We start from the raw sequence: 16,329 nt of genomic DNA, 5'->3' as shown, positions 1-16,329 counted from the left end.
ACGGCGTTCCGGTATGACGTCAGCCGCAAGTGCTGCCGCCGGTCGGGCGCTGAAACACTACAGCCGGAAAGTTTCACCCAGGTACACGCGACGCACGTCCGGATTGGCGAGGATTGACTCCGGCGACCCCTGCGCGAGCACGACACCCTCGTTCAGGATGTACGCGCGGTCGCAGATGCCCAGCGTTTCGCGCACGTTGTGGTCGGTGATCAGCACGCCGATGCCGCGCTCGGTGAGATGGCGCACGATGCGCTGGATCTCGCCGACGGAAATCGGGTCGACGCCCGCGAACGGTTCGTCGAGCAGCATCATGCGCGGACGCGCGGCGAGGGCACGCGCGATCTCGACGCGACGACGCTCGCCGCCCGACAGGCTGGCGCCGATCTGGTCGGCCACGTGCGCGACCTGAAGTTCGTCGAGCAGCGACGCGAGCTCGCGCTCGCGGCCCTTGCGATCGAGGTCGGTGCGCAGCTCGAGCACCAGCCGGATATTGTCGGCCACGCTGAGCTTGCGGAACACCGACGGTTCCTGCGGCAGGTAGCCGACGCCGTGCTTGGCGCGGGCGTACATCGGCTGCGTGGTGATGTCCTGCCCGTCGAGCAGGATCTGCCCGGCATCGGCCGGCACCAGGCCGACGATCATGTAGAAGCAGGTGGTCTTGCCGGCGCCGTTGGGGCCGAGCAGGCCGACGACTTCGCCGGCGTCGAGTGACAGGCCGAAATCGCGCACGACCTCGCGCGACTTGTACTTCTTGCGCAAACCCTCGGCACGCAGCATCAGGGCGTGCCCGCGTTCTTCGGCAGGATGCGCATGTGCACGCGACCGCCGCCGGCCGCCTGACCGCTCGCGACCTGGCCGGTGCGCATGTTGTAGTTCACGCGGTCGCCGGTCAGCGTGCCGCGCGTCTGCTGCACGGTGACGTTGCCGCTGAGCACCACGACGTCGGCCTTCATGTCGTAGTCGGCCGCGGCGGACGTCGAGCTCATCGGCGTACCGTCGTCGAGCTGCTGGCTCATCTTCACCGGGCCGCCGTTCAACACCGCGCGCACGGCCTCGCCGTTCCGCATGGTGATCTGCGCGCCGCTGGAGGTGATGCGCAACGTGCCCTGGGTGATGGTGACGCCACCGCCGAGCACCGTGGGCTTGCTGTCGTCGGTCGAATAGACGGCCGACCCGCTTTCGATGTCGATCGCCTGGCGGCGATCGGCCGAGCGCGCGAACGCGGCGCCGCTCACGGCAATGAGGACAAGCGCGACGACGGGCGCGAGGCTACTGCGACTTTTCATAGCGGGCCTTGATGTTCTGGAGCTTCACCACGCGGTCGTCGAGTCTCGCGTCCATGCCGTGGCCATTCAGTATAAGTCCCGGCTGCTTGACGCTGACCGCGACCGCGGAGGTCGCGCGCTTGGCATCCGGAAACACGTTGAGTTCCTGCGTATCCATGCGCACCGGATCGCCACCGCTGCGCGTGCTGACCGCATGCACGTCGCCGCGAAGGCGGATCTCGTCGCCCTTGGCCGACACCCACGCGGTCTTTGAATCGACCGTCCACGGCGCGCCCGCGTTGCCGGGTCGCGGCGGAATGACGAACACCGGGGTTTCGAGCGACAACGTGTGGACGTCGGGCTGGCGCGTGAGCTTCGGACCGCGAAGGGTGAATGATTCGCGGCCCTGCGCATCGAGCGATACCAGCTCGAAATCGTACAGCGTGTAGTCCGACCGGCCGGCTTCGAGCGGAAGATTGTCCGCCGCGTGCTGGCGCCACAGCGCCACGCCGACCGCGACCGCCGCAGCCGCGAGTACGACCCCCACGACGACGCGCCAGTTCATGCCTGTGCTCCCAGCGGTGCAGGCGCGTCGGCGAGCAACGCATCGATGATCGGTTCGACGCGATCCTGCGCGTCGAGCAGGAAATCGCAGAATTCGCGCGCCGCGCCGCGGCCACCGTCGCGTTGCGATGTCCAGGCGGCATCGCGCTTGATCCAGTCGTGCGCATCGGACGGGCATGCGGACAAGCCGACCCGACGCATCACCTTGAGGTCCGGCAGGTCGTCGCCCATGAAGGCGACCTCGTCGAGCGATATACCCAACGTCGTCGCCATCTTTTCGACGCATGCGAGCTTGTCGCCGATGCCCGAACACGCGCGCACGCCGAGTTCCGACGCACGACGTTCCACGATGGGGCTCGTACGCGCCGTGACCAGCGCGACTTCGATGCCTGCGCGACGCAGCAGCACCAGACCCTGTCCGTCATGCACATGGAACGCCTTGGATTCGCCGCCCGCGGCGTCGTAGACGAGGCGGCCATCGGTCAGCGTGCCGTCCACGTCGAAGCACGCGAGGCGCACGCGTCGGGCGCGGTCGCGCAGATCGGCGAGGGCGGGGGGCTGGGTCGTCATCGGTATCGGCCCTTAAACCACCCGGGCTCGCAACAGGTCGTGAATGTTGAGGGCGCCGACGACGCGACCCTCACCATCGACGACCAGCAGGCCGTTGATCTTGTATTGCTCCATCACGTGCGCCGCTTCGACCGCCAGCACGTCGGCACCGATGGTGCGCGGATTGCGCGTCATCACCTGTGCGATGGTGGTGGAACGCAGGTCGAGCTGTGCATCGTCGAGCGTGCGGCGCAGGTCGCCGTCGGTGAACACACCGAGCAGGCGGCGCGATTCGTCAGCCACGGCGGTGAGCCCGAGGCGCTTGCGGCTCATTTCCACCAGTGCTTCGCTGACCGATGCATCCGGGCGTACGAGCGGGAGATCGTCGCCCGCGTGCATCACGTCGACGATGTGCAGGAGCAAGCGGCGCCCGAGCGCGCCGGCGGGATGCGAGCGTGCGAAGTCGTCGGCGGTGAAACCACGCGCTTCCAGCAGGGCGACGGCGAGCGCGTCGCCCATCGCGAGCGATGCGGTGGTGCTCGACGTGGGCGCGAGATGCAGCGGGCACGCTTCGGCGGGCACGGAAACGTCGAGGTGAACGTCGGCCTCGCGCGCCATGCTCGACGCGGGGCGACCGGTCATCGCGATCACCGCGTTGCCCTGGCGCTTGAGCACCGGCATCAGGGTGAGGATCTCGTCGCTCTCGCCGGAGTAGGAGAGGGCGAGTACGACGTCGGCGTCGGTGATCATGCCGAGGTCGCCGTGCGCGGCTTCGCCCGGGTGGACGAAGAACGACGGCGTGCCCGTGGACGCCAGCGTCGCCGCGATCTTGCGGGCGATGTGGCCCGACTTGCCCATGCCGACGCAGACCACGCGCCCGCGGGCCTGCAGCATGAGGCGGCAGGCGTCGGCGAAGCCGCCGTCGAGGCGTGCGGAAACGGCGGCGAGCGCCTCGGCCTCGACGGCGAAGACGCGGCGGCCGCTGGCCGGGAAGTCGATGTCGCCGTGCACCGGCGCGATGGGATCCGCCATTTCGGACGGGGGTCCTTTCGGCTAGGCTAAGTCGCTCAGTTTAAGCGGTTCAGGCGGCCCGCGCCCGTGGGACCGCCGCCCGCGTCGTTTCCGAAGGCCTCCCCGTGAATTCCGACACCATCCGCCACCTCATCGAGCAGGGCCTGCCTGGCGCGCGCGCCGACGTGCGCGGCGACGACGGCGTGCATTTCGAAGCCACCGTCGTCAGCGATGCGTTCCGCGGCAAGCTGCCGCTGGCCCGCCACCGCATGGTCTACGCCACGCTCGGTGACCGCATGGGCGGCGAGATCCACGCGCTCCAGCTCAAGACCGTGACCCCCGAGGAAGCCGGCGCTGCCGGCTGAGCCCCCGCGGCCTCCCACTCCTTCCAGACCCTCATCCATGCAGAAGATCGTTGTCGAAGGCGGCACGCCGCTGAACGGCGAAGTCCGTATTTCCGGTGCCAAGAACGCCGTCCTGCCGATCCTCTGCGCGACGCTGCTCGCGGACGGCCCGATGACGCTGCGCAACGTGCCGCAGCTTCACGACGTCCACACGACCACGCGCCTGCTGGCCGAACTCGGCGCGCGCGTCGACGAGTCCGAAACGGGCGTGGTGACGGTCGATCCGACCACCGTGCACAGCCAGGTCGCCCCGTACGAGCTGGTCAAGACGATGCGCGCGTCGGTGCTGGTGCTCGGGCCGCTGCTCGCGCGTTACGGCCACGCCGAGGTGTCGCTGCCCGGTGGTTGCGCGATCGGTTCGCGCCCGGTCGACCTGCACATCAAGGGGCTGCAGACACTCGGTGCGAAGATCACCGTCGAGAACGGCTTCATCAACGCACGTGCGGAAAAGCTGGTGGGCGCGCGCCACGTGTTCGACATCGTCAGCGTCGGCGCGACCGAGAACGTGCTGATGGCCGCGGTGCTGGCCGAAGGCCGCACGGTGCTCGAGAACGCGGCGATGGAGCCGGAGATCGTCGATCTCGCGGACTGCCTGATCGCGATGGGCGCGAAGATTACCGGCGCAGGCACCGGACGCATCGTCGTCGAAGGCGTCGAGCGCCTGCATGGTGGCGAGCACACCGTGGTCGCCGATCGCATCGAAGCAGGCACCTTCCTCGTCGCTGCGGCGATGACCGGCGGCCGCGTCACGCTCACCCACGCGCGTCCCGACACGATGGACGCGGTGCTCGACAAGCTGAAGGAAGCGGGCGCGGAACTCGACTGCGATGGCGACCGCATCACGCTGGACATGAAGGGCCGTCGCCCGCGCCCGGTTAACATCACCACGATGCCGCACCCCGGTTTTCCGACGGACATGCAGGCGCAGTTCATGGCGCTCAACTGCGTGGCGGACGGCGTCGCGGTCATCAACGAAACGATCTTCGAAAACCGTTTCATGCACGTCAACGAGCTTGTGCGCCTCGGCGCGGACATCCATGTCGACGGACACACCGCCGTGGTGCGCGGTGTGCCGCGCCTGAGCGGTGCGCCGGTGATGGCGACGGATCTTCGCGCGTCGGCATCGCTGATCCTTGCCGGCCTCGTCGCCGATGGTTCCACGACGATCGACCGCATCTACCACCTCGACCGCGGCTACGAGAACATCGAGCAGAAGCTGTCGGGCGTAGGCGCGAAGATCTCGCGTATCCGTTGATACGCCTGTCGCCCGACACGAAAAAAGCCCCGCCGGAGCGGGGCTTTTTCTTTGCACGACGTCGGCGGGTTACTGCGCGATGCGCAGGTCGATCGTGTCGTCGCCGTTGACCTGCATGATGCGCACCGGAACCGGCACGCCGGGCACGACCCACAACGTCATCTTCTTGTCGCCCGAGGTGCTCACGACCTTGGTCGCCTGCTGCGACTTGCCGTTGACGGTGATCGCTTCCTTGCCGGCGACCGAGTACGACAGGTCGCGCGCCTTGCCGTTCTCGACGAGGCGGTAATGCAGCGGCTTGCCGGCGACGGCATCGCGTGCGATCGCGATGTTGACGAGCAGGGCGTCGAGATCACCCTTCTGCAGCTTCACCGGGCCGGCGCGATCGGGCTTGACGTCGCCCGACCACGTGGCGACGCCACGCGACCAGTCATACGTCGCCTTCTTGTTCGACTTCTTGATCAACAGCTTGTTGGTGTCGCTGCCCGAGAGTGGACGCAGCACGCCGCCGTCCTCGTCGAACACCGTGGTCTGCACGAGGTCGGCGAGCTGGTTGCGGATCTCGAGCGTGTAGCGCCACTGGCCGTTGCCGGCGGATTCGATCGCCATGCGACCGGTGGCGTTCATGCCCATGTAGTTCGCCTGGTACGCGGCGCTGAATGGCTGCGTGGCCATCGCGGGCAGCGTGGCGAGGGCGAGCGAGGCGGCCAGTACGGCGCCGCGGAGGAACGTCTTCGTCATGTGGTCAGGCTCCCTTGTATTCGATGAGGCGCAGGTCATACGTGTCCTCGCCGTTTTCACGCTGAAGGATGCGGATCGGCGTCGGAACGCCTTCCGCGACCCAGATGGAGGTCTGCTCGTCGCCCGACTGCACGCGGTCGACTCGCAACGCGCTGTACTGCAACTCCCCGACGCTCATGGCTTCCGTTTCGGCCGACACCGTGTAGCGCTGCATGCGCGCACGACCGCTGTCGACGTACCGGTACTGCAGCGCCTGGCCCGGCTGGGCGTCCCGGATCACCGCGAGGTTGATCAGCAGGCCGCTCATGTCGCCCGGTTGCAGCGGCACCGGCGCCTGGCGGGTTTTCTTCACGTCCCCGGTCCAGGTCGCACGTTGCGAGGCCCAATCGTAGACACCGGTCGTCTGCTTGCGCGTGAACAGCATCTTCCTGAGCGTGCTCTGCGACAGCGGGCGATAGGCGCCGTTCACCTCGTCGAACACCGTGCTCTGCTGCGCGTTGAGGCCGGCAAGGCCGATCAGGCCCTTGCCATCCATGACCAGGTCGACCCGCCAGTGGCCGCCATCGGGCACCACCGCGAGCGTGGCGACGCCGAGGTTGTGGCCGCCGCGGTAGACGTCGTAGGTCGCGTGGAACGGCTGCATCGCGCGCGCGGGCAGGGCGGCGACGAGCAGCGCGATGGTGACGGCGAATGCGACGAAGCGGCTCATGCGTTGATTTCCCGGAGGTCGGTGCCGGCCAGTCGTAGCGGCTGCTGCAGGGCACGGCCGTCGAACTCTACGGACGCGGCGTGCAGGCGGAGGCGACGCGCCGTGAACAGCCGCAGCGCCGCGATCAGCAGCGGGTGTTCGCGTTCGAGCACGCGCGCCGCGAGTGATTGCGCGTCGTCACCTGCGAGAACCGGCACGGTCGCCTGCGCGATCACCGGCCCGCCATCGAGCTCGGCGGTGACGAAGTGCACGCTCGCGCCATGTTCTGACGCACCGTCCGACAACGCCTGTTCGTGCGTGCGAAGGCCCTTGTGCAGCGGCAGCAGCGAAGGATGGATGTTGATCATGCGGCCGTGCCATGCCTCGACCTGGGCGGCGCCCAGCAGGCGCATGTATCCGGCGCAGACGATGAGGTCGGGCTGAACAGCGGCGATCGCGTCGAACAACGCCGTGTCGAATGCTTCGCGCGTTTCGAACTTCGCCGGCGCGATCGCGACCGCGGGAATTCCGGCATCGCGCGCGCGATCGAGCGCCTTCGCGCTGCGTCGATCGGAGAACACGCCGACGACGCGCGCATCGAGCGCGCCGCTGCCGATCGCGTCCAGGATCGCCTGGAGATTGCTGCCGCGGCCGGAGGCGAGGACCGCCAGTCGCAGGGGCGTCGCCATCAGCCGATGTGCACGCGCTCGCCGTCCGCGCGGACGACCTGGCCAATCGTGCGATGCGCGAGGCCGAGGCGCTGGAGGTCGGTCGACACCGCCGCGACATCGTTCGGCGCGACGACCAGCACGAAGCCGACGCCGCAGTTGAAGGTGCGCCACATTTCGTCGTCGGCGACTGCGCCTTCGCGCTTGAGCCAGTCGAATACCGGCGGCAGCACGATCGCGCTGGCCTCGATATCGACGCCGAGGCCATCCGGAATCACCCGGATGATGTTTTCCGAAAGTCCGCCGCCGGTGATGTGCGCCATCGCGTGCAGGTCGTGCGAGGCGAGCAGTTCGAGGATCGGCTTGACGTACAGCTGCGTCGGCGCCATCAGCGCATCAACCAGCTTCACGCCGCCGACGTCCAGATCGGCCGGGCGACCGGCACGGTCGTAGATACGGCGCACCAGCGAATACCCGTTCGAATGCGGGCCCGACGAGGCGATGCCGATCAGCACGTCGCCTTCGCGCACCTTCGAGCCGTCGACGATCTTCGACTTCTCGACGCCCGCCACGCAGAAGCCGGCAAGGTCGTATTCGCCCGGGGGGTACATGTCGGGCATTTCGGCCGTCTCGCCACCGATCAGCGCGCAGCCCGAGAGTTCGCAACCGCGCGCGATGCCGCCGACGACGGCGACGGTCGTTTCGACGTCGATCTTCCCGGTGGCGAAATAGTCGAGGAAGAACAGCGGTTCCGCGCCTTGCACCAGCACGTCGTTCACGCACATCGCGACCAGGTCGATGCCGATGGTGTCGTGCCGGTTGAGCTGCTGCGCCAGCTTGAGCTTGGTGCCGACGCCGTCGGTGCCGGAGACAAGTACCGGCTCCCGGTACTTGCCCGAAAGGTCGAACAGCGCGCCGAAGCCGCCGAGCCCGCCCATCACTTCCGGGCGGAACGAGCGCTTCACCAGCGGCTTGATGCGCTCGACGACCTCGTTGCCGGTATCGATGTCGACGCCCGCCTCCCGGTAGGTGAGCGGGGGGCGGCCTGTGGCGTTCGACTGGGACACGGCGGTCTCGGAAGGCGTCGGGGAAGCCCGCGATTCTACCAGCGGCGACGCCCCCGACCGGCCGCCGTGGACGTGCCGGCGGCGCTCCGGCACCATGTCCGGCCAGTCCACGACCCCCGGGCCGGCGATGACGCGCACGCACCGCCTTCTTACTGCTTTCCTCCTTTTCGCGTTCAGCACCGCCGTGCTGGCGCAACGCGTGGAGGGCGACCGCGCGCAAGCCGCCGGCGCATACGCGACGGAAGTCGTGGTCACCAACCAGGGCGACGCGCAGCGCAGCAGCGGCTTCGCGCGGGGCCTGCTGCAGATCCTGCAGCGCATGACCGGCGATCGCGCGGTCAACCAGCGCCCCGGCGTCGGCGACGAACTGCGCAACGCCAAGGCCTACGTCGACCACTACGACTACCGCCAGGACGAAGGCGTCAGCGCCACCGGCGCGCCCACGTTCAATACGACCCTCGTCGTGCAGTACGACGGCAAGAAGGTCGAGGAGATGATCGCGACGCTGGGCCTGCCGATGTGGCCGCAGCCGCGTCCCAAGCCCGTGCTCTGGCTCGCGATCGACGACGGCTCCGGGCCGCGCCTGGTCGGCCTCGACAAGAGCAACGCGGCGCGCCCCGTGCTTGATCGCGCCAAGCAGCGCGGTTACGCGCTCGGGCTGCCGTCGGGCACCGCGGCGGAACAGGCGCTGGTCGGTTCGATCTGGCGTGGCGACAGTGCGGCGATCGCGCGCGCGTCGTCCAAGTACGCGCCGCCGATGCAGCTGATCGGAAAGCTGTTCCGCACGGTTTCGGGCGGCTGGCAGGCCGAGTGGACCTTCCTCGACAACGGCAAGCAGCTCGCGAAGTCGGCGACGTACGACCGCGATGCGCGACGCGCGATGTCGGGCGGTGCGGACATCGCCGCCGATGCGCTGATCCGCAAGTACGCGCGGCCCGGTCGCGCGCTCGGCCCCGCCGGCACCTATACCATCACGTTCACAGGCGTGAACAGCACGGACGACTTCATCCGCCTCGCCGCGTACCTCGAAAGGATGGCCGTGGTGAAGCGCGCGACGCCGGTGAGCGCGACGCCGGATGGCCTCGTCTACGAGCTCGAGCTGGTGAGCGGCGTGGCGGGCTTCTCGCGCATCGCCGCGCGCGACGGTGTGATTGAAGGCGTCGGAGACGACGACACCTCGACCACCACGTTCCACCTGCGTTGATGGACACCACCACGCCGCTCGAGGACATCGCGCGGTTCCTGCGACGGTTGCAGTGGGCGGCGGTGATCGTCGCCGCGCTGTGGCTCGTCGGGTTGCTGGCGCCGGTGCTGACGCCGTTCGTCATCGCGGCGCTGCTCGGCTGGCTCGGCGATCCCGTCGCCGATCGCCTCGAAGCGCGCGGGCTGTCGCGCGGTGCGGCGGTCGCCATCGTCTTCAGCGTGATGACGCTGTTCTTCGTGCTGGTGCTGCTGATCGTGCTGCCCATCGTGCAGCGCCAGCTGATCACGCTGATCGAGTCGCTACCGACCTACAGCGCGTGGATCGGCGGCACGCTGCTGCCCTGGATCGGCGCGCACCTGCGGATCGACGTCGATCGCTACCTCGACGTCGGCTATCTGACCCGGCTCGTTCGCGAGCACTGGCAGGGCGCCAGCAGCATCGCGGCAACGGTGCTCGGCTACGTCACGCGTTCGGGGTCGATGCTGCTCGGCCTCATCGCCAATGCAGTGCTCGTGCCGGTGCTCGCGTTCTTCTTCCTGCGCGACTGGGATGCGCTCGTCGCCCGCTGCGCGTCGCTGGTGCCCCCGCGGCACTTGTCCGTGGTGTCGCGGCTGGCACGCGAATCGGATGCCGTGCTTGGCGGCTTCCTGCGCGGGCAATTCCTGGTGATGCTGATCCTCGGCGTCATGTACGCCGTCGGTCTCGAAATCATCGGCCTCGACCTCGGCATCCTGATCGGCATGGTCGCCGGCATGCTGACGTTCGTACCGTTCGTGGGCCCGGCGACGCTGCTGACGCTGGGCGGAATCGCCGCGCTGGTGCAGTTCGGTGACTGGCAGCATTTCGGCGGCGTGCTGATTGTGTTCGCGGTCGGCCAGGTGATCGAGAGCTACTGGCTCACGCCGAAATTCGTGGGCAACCGCATCGGCCTGCATCCGATGGCGGTGATCTTCTCGGTGCTTGCCGGCGGCCAGTTGTTCGGATTCCTCGGCATGCTGCTCGCGTTGCCGGTGGCGGCGGTGGTCAACGTGCTGCTGCGTTACGCGCAGGAACGTTATCGCGCGAGCCGGCTGTACGGCGCCGACGAGACGCCGGTGATCATCGTCGATGCGTCGGGCGCGGAGTCCGGCGCGCCCTGATGACGACGCCGCGTCACGTGCCGCAGTTGCCGCTGGCGCTGCGGTCGCCGCCGGACCAGCGGCTCGACACGTTCGTCGGTGCGCCGGACGGTGCGATCGCGCTGCTTGCGGCATCTGCTGCAGGTACGTCGAACGACTGGGTGTTCGTCAGCGGTGGCGGCGGTTCGGGCAAGACGCACCTGCTGCTCGCCACCTGCGCGCAGGCGTTGTCCGATGCGCAGCGGCCCGCATACCTCTCGCTCGCCAACGCCGCCGGCCGCTTGTCCGATGCACTGCATGCCTTCGAAGGCATGGACGTCGTCGCGCTGGACGACCTCGACGCGATTGCCGGACACCGGGACGACGAAGTCGCGTTGTTCGACTTCCACAACCGCGCGCGTGCCGGCGGAGCGCGCGTCGTGTACGCGGCGACCGCGCGCCCCGACGCGCTCGCACTCGTGTTGCCCGACCTCCGCTCGCGGCTCGGCCAGTGCATCGGCGTCGCGTTGACGCCGCTGGACGACGACGGACGCCGCGAGGTGCTTCGCCAGCGCGCGCAGCGGCGCGGCCTTGCGGTGGACGAGGCCGCGCTCGAGTGGCTGATGCGCCGCGTCGGCCGTGACCTCGGCAGCCTGACCCAACTGTTCGACCGCCTCGACCACGCTGCGCTCGCAGCGCAGCGCCGGCTCACGGTTCCGTTCCTGCGCGAGGTTCTCGGACGCGAATCCGACGTACGATCGGGCGACTGACCGCCACGACGGACACGCCATGACGCTCCGCCTCGACATCGCTCCCGCGCCCGAAACCGTACGTGATTACGCGGAAGACGCGGTGCGCAACATGCAGGCGATGTACGGCGTCCGGCTCGACTACTCGGTCGCGTCGCTGGCGCATGTCGATCGCGTGCTCGCCGAATGGCGCGATGGCGGTGCACCGGTTGAAGCGATCAACAAGTCGCTCTACGCGTTCGGCAGCTACGCGGGCGAGGTCCTGCGCGAGCAGGAGCCGGGCCGCTGGGTCGAACCTCCGCGCGCGGACCACGGCAACCTCGACACGCTGTTCCTGTTCGTGCGCCTGTTCGACGGCCGCGAATGGCCGGCGATCGCGCGGACGGTCGATTCCTTCGTCGATCCCGAGGCGCCGGGTCTGCATGCATCGCTGACGACGCTGCTCGCGCTCTGAGTCAACCCGCGCGCAGCGACGCGTCGAGCGTTTGCAGGCGCTCCGGCGTGCCAACGTCGGTCCACGCACCGCGGTGGTGTTCGCCGGTCACGGCGTCGTTGCGCATCGCCGCGCGCAGCAGCGGCGCGAGTTTGAAGCGCGGCGGCGCGTCGCCCGCGCCCGGCGCATCGCCGATGATCGAACGCCAGTCGTCGAACAAACCGCGGCGATATACGCCGACGCCGGAGAACGTGTAGCGCGGCACGCCGTCGCTGCGCACCAACGGGCCGTCGAGCGCGAAGTCGCCGGTGTCGTTGTGCAACGGGTTGTCGACCAGCACGAGATGCGCGAGGCCATCGGGATCGCGCGGAAGGCGCGCGAAGTCGTAGTCGGTCCAGATGTCGCCGTTGACCGCCAGGAAGGGCTCGCCGTTCGGCGACAGCGCATCGAGCGCGTTCCACATGCCGCCTCCGGTTTCCAGCGGCACCGGGCCTTCGTCGATGCAGCGAATGCGCAGGCCCCAGCGGCTGCCGTCGCCGAGCGCATCCGGAAATTTCGGCGCGAGCCAGCTGGTGTTGACGATCACTTCGTGGACGCCCATCGCCGCGAGTTTTTCCAGATGCCATGCGACCAGCGGCTTGCCGCCGACTTCGAGCAGCGGCTTGGGCGTGGTCAGCGTCAGCGGGCGCATGCGCTCGCCGAGGCCCGCTGCGAGCACGAGCGCCTTCATGCGGGGAAATGTGGACGCACGCAGCGTTCGATCACGCGCGCGAGCGGTGCGAGTTCCGGATAGCGCGGCAGCACGCCGTCGAGATATGCGACGAAGCGTGGCGCGTCTTCCAGGTACTTCGGCTTGTGATCGCGGTGGTTCAAGCGCGCGAAGATGCCGAGCACCTTGAGATGACGCTGCACGCCGATCAGGTCGGCGTCGCGTCGGAAGCGGTCGAAGGCCGGCACAGGCAGCCCCGCATCGTTCGCGCGGCGATGGTAGTCGGCGAGCCAGGCGTCGACGCGCGCTTCGGGCCAGCTCAGGAACGCGTCCTTGAACAGGCTCAGCGCGTCGTAGGCGATGGGTCCGACGACGGCGTCCTGGAAATCGAGAACGGCCGGGCCGTTGTCGTCGTCGGTCGGCATCAGGTTGCGCGGCATGTAGTCGCGATGAACCAGCACTCTAGGCTGCGCGAGCGCGGCGTCGATCAGCACGCGGTAAGCGGCGTCGAGATTGTCCTGGTCGTCGCAGTCGAGTTCGTGGCCGAGGTGGCGCGTCAGGAACCATTCGTCGAACAGGCGCAGTTCGCGCGTCAGCAGCGCTTCGTCGTAGTGCGGCAGATCGGTGGGCGGCGTGATCGCCTGCAGCTTGAGCAGCTGCGTGACCGCGTCGTCGAAGAGATCATCCGCGTTCGTATCGGCGATGACGTGCAGGTAGGTCTGCGCGCCGAGGTCTTCGAGCAACAGGAAGCCGTTCTCGACGTCGCGCGCCAGCACGCGGGGCACCCGCACGCCACCGGCTTCCAGCACGTCGCGCAGCGCAAGCCACGGGCGCACGTCCTCCTTGTCCGGGGGCGAGTCCATGACGATGCGCGTCGGCGATTCGCCGACGGTGCGCCAGTAGCTGCGGAAGCCCGCGTCCGCGGATGCGGCGACGAGGTCGATGTGCGCGTGCCCGGTGGCGGACCGGGCCCAGGCTAGGCGCGCCTGCTCGCGCGCCGGGTTGCTGCTGGACGTCATGCGTTCTCCGCGCGGCGACGGCCGCGGCCCGACAGGGTAGCCGGCGCGGGCGGCGCGTTGAATGGCCGCTACGGAAAACGCGACGGCCGCCGGGTGTTGCGGCGGCCGCCGTTGGCCGGGTCAGGGCAGGCTGGTGTCGCCGACCGACGCGAGCCACTCGTCATCCGAACCTTCGGCGATACCTTCGAACAGGATCGTCGACAGGTAGCGCTCGCCGGTGTCGGGCAGCATCGTGAGGATCACCGAACCTTCAGGCGCGGACTCGGCGACGCGCAGCGCCGCGGCCGCCGTGGCGCCCGCGGAAATGCCGACGAAAATGCCTTCTTCGGCGGCGAGGCGGCGCGCGGTGTCGCGCGCGAGCACGTCGTCGATCTTGAGGATGTCGTCGGCGATCGAGCGATCGAGCACCGCGGGAACGAAGTCGGGTGTCCAGCCCTGGATCTTGTGCGGTTGCCACTGGTCGCCGGACAGCAGCGCCGCACCGGCCGGTTCCGCGGCGATCACCTTGATGCCGGGACGCGCGAGTTTCAGCACCTGGCCGGCGCCGGTCATGGTGCCGCCGGTGCCCCAGCCGGTGACGAAGTAGTCGAGCCGCTGCCCGGCGAAGTCCCGCAGGATTTCCGGGCCGGTGGTGCTGCGGTGGTAGGCCGGGTTGGCCTCGTTCTCGAACTGTCGCGCGAGGAACCAGCCGTGCTTGTCGGCAAGTTCCTGCGCCTTGCGCACCATGCCGCTGCCGCGTTCGGCGGCAGGCGTCAGGATGACTTTCGCGCCGTACACGCGCATGAGCTTGCGGCGTTCGATCGAGAACGAATCCGACATCACCGCCACGAACTTGTAGCCGCGCGCCGCAGCGACCATCGCCAATGCGATGCCGGTGTTGCCTGACGTCGCTTCGACGATGGTATCGCCCGGCTTGAGCAGGCCGCGTTGTTCGGCATCGAGCACGATGGCGAGCGCGAGGCGGTCTTTCACCGAGCCGCCGGGATTGAAGGATTCGACCTTCGCGTAGAGCGCGACGTTCTTCGGTGCGAGGCGGTGCAGGCGCACGATCGGCGTGCTGCCGACGGTGTCGAGGATGCTGTCGTAGAGGGCCATGGGTGGGGGTCGTGTGGGGAAGGGCTAGGGTGCCGCCCGCGCGCTTGGCATGGCGTGCCGCTGGTCGAATGCCGTGTCCCGGCCGCGATGGCGTCCGTCGCTGGTCACGCGGCCGCCTGCAACGGCGGTTGCGCCTCGCCGAGCGGCGGTGCGCCGAACCAGTGCAACGCGTTCGCAAGCGCCGCGACCTCGCCGACGATCAGCAGCGCGGGAGACTTCACATCGTGCGCCGCGACAAGCGCGCCGAGGCGCTCGAGCGTGCCTGTAACGACGCGCTGCGTCGGACGCGACCCGTTCTCGACGATCGCGACCGGCGTGGATGCCGCCAGGCCGTGCGTGAGCAGCTGCGTCGAGACGTGGTCGGCGGCCGCGACGCCCATGTAGATCGCAAGCGTCTGTCGCGGCTTCGCGAGCGCGGCCCAGTCGGGCTGGTCGCCGCCGTCCTTCGCATGAGCGGTGAGCACGTGGAGCGACTGCGCATGCTCGCGATGGGTCAGCGGAATGCCGGCAAATGCGGCGCAGGCGAGGGCGGCGGTGATGCCGGGCACCACCTCGAACGCGATGCCGTGCACGGCGAGCGCCTGGAGTTCCTCGCCACCACGCCCGAACACGAACGGGTCGCCGCCTTTCAGTCGCACCACGGTGCGACCGGCTTTCGCGTGCTCGACCATCAACGCATGGATGCGCGATTGCGTGTCGTCGTGCACGGAGGTCGCACCCGCGCCCGCCGCGTGCTTGCCGACGTCGATCAGTTCCGCATCACGACGGATGCGTGCGAGCACGTCGGCACCGACAAGGCGATCGTGCAGCACGACATCGGCCTGCGACAGCACGCGTAGCGCGCGCAGCGTCAGCAGGCCGGCATCACCCGGACCCGCGCCGACGAGGATGACGCGGCCGCGTCGATGTGTCGCCGTGTCGGCCAGCAATGCGCGCAGTGTGTCGCGCGCTTCGCGGTCGCGGCCGGCGCGCAGAAGGTCGGCGATTTCACTGGCGAGAACGCGATCGAAGAACGCGCGTCGCGCGCCGGTGTCGGCAAAGCGTGCGCGGATCACGCGGCGATAGCGGGTGAGCAGTGTCGCCAGCGACGACCAGCTTTCGTCCAGTTGCGCTTCGAACGTCTCGCGCAGGTGCCGCGCCAGCATCGGGGCGCCGCCGCCGCTGGAGATCGCGACCTGCAACGGCCCGCGCTCGACGCGCGCAGGCACCTGCACGGTCGACAGCTCCGCATCGTCGACGACGTTCGCCCAGATGCGACGGTCGTTCGCGGCATCGGCGACGGCGCGATTGATCGCCGCATCGTCGGTCGCGGCGACCACCAGCCATGCGTCGTCGAGCCATGCCGCGTCGAACGTGCTGCACAGATGCCGGACGCGGCCGGCGTCGGCCAGCGTCTGCAGCGCGTCGATGAGCGCGGGCGCACCGACCTGCACGTCCGCACCCGCGTCGAGCAACGCCATGACCTTTCGACGCGCGACCACGCCACCCCCCACGACCAGCACGCGGCGCCCGCGCAGGTCGAGGAACAACGGGAACAGCGGCGTGGAGCCGGGCGTTGCGGACACGGTGGCGATCCGGTGGACGAATGACGGCACCGTAGGGCCGGGGACGCACGCCGCGAAATGACGGCTCGCCACGGCGACATGCCGGCCGGGCATGAGCGGCTGGACACGCCGGTCCGCGCCCGCTAGCTTAGGCATCGTTCTATCCGGATTGAGCGATGAATATGACGAAACGCCCGAGCTGCCGCATGTGTCGCACCGCCCGACTGCCGTCCGCCGTCCTTCGATCCCGACTTTCCGTGCCGCCGC

19 protein-coding genes are annotated in these 16,329 nt (G+C 68.9%); 6 read left to right on the top strand and 13 right to left on the bottom strand.

The genetic code is table 11. The features are described 5' to 3' along the window. Positions 1 to 57: 57 nt before the first annotated feature. From lptB to ACKTTN_RS11025, 5 genes are read right to left on the bottom strand one after another with little or no spacing between them, the layout of a single operon-like run. Positions 58 to 777, bottom strand: a complete 720-nt coding sequence (gene lptB, locus ACKTTN_RS11045) for an LPS export ABC transporter ATP-binding protein (protein WP_407909885.1) — start codon at positions 775 to 777, stop codon at positions 58 to 60. Beyond that, on the bottom strand, positions 777 to 1,286 hold the full coding sequence (lptA, locus tag ACKTTN_RS11040) for a lipopolysaccharide transport periplasmic protein LptA (RefSeq protein ID WP_407909884.1): 510 nt from the start codon (positions 1,284 to 1,286) through the stop codon (positions 777 to 779). The genes lptB and lptA overlap by 1 nt, the downstream gene beginning before the upstream one ends. Then, complete coding sequence (gene lptC, locus ACKTTN_RS11035; protein ID WP_407909883.1) at positions 1,270 to 1,830, bottom strand: LPS export ABC transporter periplasmic protein LptC; 561 nt, start codon at positions 1,828 to 1,830, stop codon at positions 1,270 to 1,272. Before lptC ends, lptA begins: the two co-directional genes overlap by 17 nt. Further along, positions 1,827 to 2,405, bottom strand: a complete 579-nt coding sequence (locus ACKTTN_RS11030; RefSeq protein ID WP_407910072.1) for a KdsC family phosphatase — start codon at positions 2,403 to 2,405, stop codon at positions 1,827 to 1,829. Before ACKTTN_RS11030 ends, lptC begins: the two co-directional genes overlap by 4 nt. 6 nt (positions 2,406 to 2,411) lie before the next feature. Then, positions 2,412 to 3,410 (bottom strand): KpsF/GutQ family sugar-phosphate isomerase, encoded by a 999-nt coding sequence (locus ACKTTN_RS11025; protein WP_407909882.1) that lies wholly within the window; start codon positions 3,408 to 3,410, stop codon positions 2,412 to 2,414. A 104-nt stretch (positions 3,411 to 3,514) separates the two neighbouring features. Here ACKTTN_RS11025 and ACKTTN_RS11020 point away from each other — a divergent pair, with 104 nt between their 5' ends. Together ACKTTN_RS11020 and murA are read left to right on the top strand one after the other, a co-directional pair. Beyond that, positions 3,515 to 3,754, top strand: coding sequence for a BolA family protein (locus ACKTTN_RS11020; RefSeq protein WP_407909881.1), 240 nt, complete (start codon positions 3,515 to 3,517; stop codon positions 3,752 to 3,754). 37 nt (positions 3,755 to 3,791) lie between these two features. Then, complete coding sequence (gene murA / locus ACKTTN_RS11015) at positions 3,792 to 5,048, top strand: UDP-N-acetylglucosamine 1-carboxyvinyltransferase (protein ID WP_407909880.1); 1,257 nt, start codon at positions 3,792 to 3,794, stop codon at positions 5,046 to 5,048. Positions 5,049 to 5,117: 69 nt separating this feature from the next. Here murA and ACKTTN_RS11010 read toward each other — a convergent pair whose 3' ends face one another. From ACKTTN_RS11010 to purM, 4 genes are read right to left on the bottom strand one after another with little or no spacing between them, the layout of a single operon-like run. After that, positions 5,118 to 5,789 carry a DUF3108 domain-containing protein gene (locus ACKTTN_RS11010; protein ID WP_407909879.1) on the bottom strand — a complete coding sequence of 224 codons (672 nt, stop codon included), beginning with the start codon at positions 5,787 to 5,789 and terminating at the stop codon, positions 5,118 to 5,120. 4 nt (positions 5,790 to 5,793) lie between these two features. Continuing rightward, a complete protein-coding gene (locus ACKTTN_RS11005; RefSeq protein WP_407909878.1) occupies positions 5,794 to 6,498 on the bottom strand; it encodes a DUF3108 domain-containing protein in 705 nt (234 codons plus the stop codon). Further along, positions 6,495 to 7,166, bottom strand: a complete 672-nt coding sequence (gene purN / locus ACKTTN_RS11000; RefSeq protein WP_407909877.1) for a phosphoribosylglycinamide formyltransferase — start codon at positions 7,164 to 7,166, stop codon at positions 6,495 to 6,497. The genes ACKTTN_RS11005 and purN overlap by 4 nt, the downstream gene beginning before the upstream one ends. Then, positions 7,166 to 8,212: a phosphoribosylformylglycinamidine cyclo-ligase gene (gene purM, locus ACKTTN_RS10995; RefSeq protein ID WP_407909876.1), complete on the bottom strand. Its 1,047-nt coding sequence runs from the start codon at positions 8,210 to 8,212 to the stop codon at positions 7,166 to 7,168. The genes purN and purM overlap by 1 nt, the downstream gene beginning before the upstream one ends. A 127-nt stretch (positions 8,213 to 8,339) precedes the next feature. Between purM and ACKTTN_RS10990 the strand changes: the two genes are divergently transcribed. Genes ACKTTN_RS10990 through ACKTTN_RS10975 form a run of 4 tightly spaced genes read left to right on the top strand, consistent with a single transcriptional unit; the run spans position 8,340 to position 11,716 of the window. Continuing rightward, positions 8,340 to 9,416: a DUF2066 domain-containing protein gene (locus ACKTTN_RS10990; RefSeq protein WP_407909875.1), complete on the top strand. Its 1,077-nt coding sequence runs from the start codon at positions 8,340 to 8,342 to the stop codon at positions 9,414 to 9,416. Continuing rightward, a complete protein-coding gene (locus ACKTTN_RS10985) occupies positions 9,416 to 10,555 on the top strand; it encodes an AI-2E family transporter (RefSeq protein WP_407909874.1) in 1,140 nt (379 codons plus the stop codon). Before ACKTTN_RS10990 ends, ACKTTN_RS10985 begins: the two co-directional genes overlap by 1 nt. Beyond that, the gene (gene hda, locus ACKTTN_RS10980; protein WP_407909873.1) at positions 10,555 to 11,283 is read left to right on the top strand and encodes a DnaA regulatory inactivator Hda; all 729 of its coding nucleotides are present in this window, start codon (positions 10,555 to 10,557) and stop codon (positions 11,281 to 11,283) included. Before ACKTTN_RS10985 ends, hda begins: the two co-directional genes overlap by 1 nt. A gap of 19 nt (positions 11,284 to 11,302) precedes the next feature. Next, complete coding sequence (locus tag ACKTTN_RS10975; protein ID WP_407909872.1) at positions 11,303 to 11,716, top strand: hypothetical protein; 414 nt, start codon at positions 11,303 to 11,305, stop codon at positions 11,714 to 11,716. 1 nt (position 11,717) lies between these two features. Here ACKTTN_RS10975 and murU read toward each other — a convergent pair whose 3' ends face one another. From murU to cysG, 4 genes are all read right to left on the bottom strand, one after another. Then, positions 11,718 to 12,425, bottom strand: coding sequence for an N-acetylmuramate alpha-1-phosphate uridylyltransferase MurU (gene murU / locus ACKTTN_RS10970; RefSeq protein ID WP_407909871.1), 708 nt, complete (start codon positions 12,423 to 12,425; stop codon positions 11,718 to 11,720). Continuing rightward, positions 12,422 to 13,423 carry an aminoglycoside phosphotransferase family protein gene (locus tag ACKTTN_RS10965; protein WP_407909870.1) on the bottom strand — a complete coding sequence of 334 codons (1,002 nt, stop codon included), beginning with the start codon at positions 13,421 to 13,423 and terminating at the stop codon, positions 12,422 to 12,424. The genes murU and ACKTTN_RS10965 overlap by 4 nt, the downstream gene beginning before the upstream one ends. 120 nt (positions 13,424 to 13,543) lie before the next feature. Continuing rightward, positions 13,544 to 14,518, bottom strand: a complete 975-nt coding sequence (cysK, locus tag ACKTTN_RS10960) for a cysteine synthase A (RefSeq protein WP_407909869.1) — start codon at positions 14,516 to 14,518, stop codon at positions 13,544 to 13,546. A gap of 104 nt (positions 14,519 to 14,622) precedes the next feature. After that, positions 14,623 to 16,083, bottom strand: coding sequence for a siroheme synthase CysG (cysG, locus tag ACKTTN_RS10955; protein ID WP_407909868.1), 1,461 nt, complete (start codon positions 16,081 to 16,083; stop codon positions 14,623 to 14,625). Positions 16,084 to 16,329 lie beyond the last annotated feature (246 nt).

Origin of the sequence: Lysobacter claricitrinus, assembly GCF_045866565.1 — a bacterium.
Lineage (GTDB): Bacteria > Pseudomonadota > Gammaproteobacteria > Xanthomonadales > Xanthomonadaceae > Cognatilysobacter > Cognatilysobacter claricitrinus.
The sequence above is the reverse complement of the archived record's forward strand: the minus strand, read 5'-3'. Positions and strand labels throughout refer to the sequence as shown.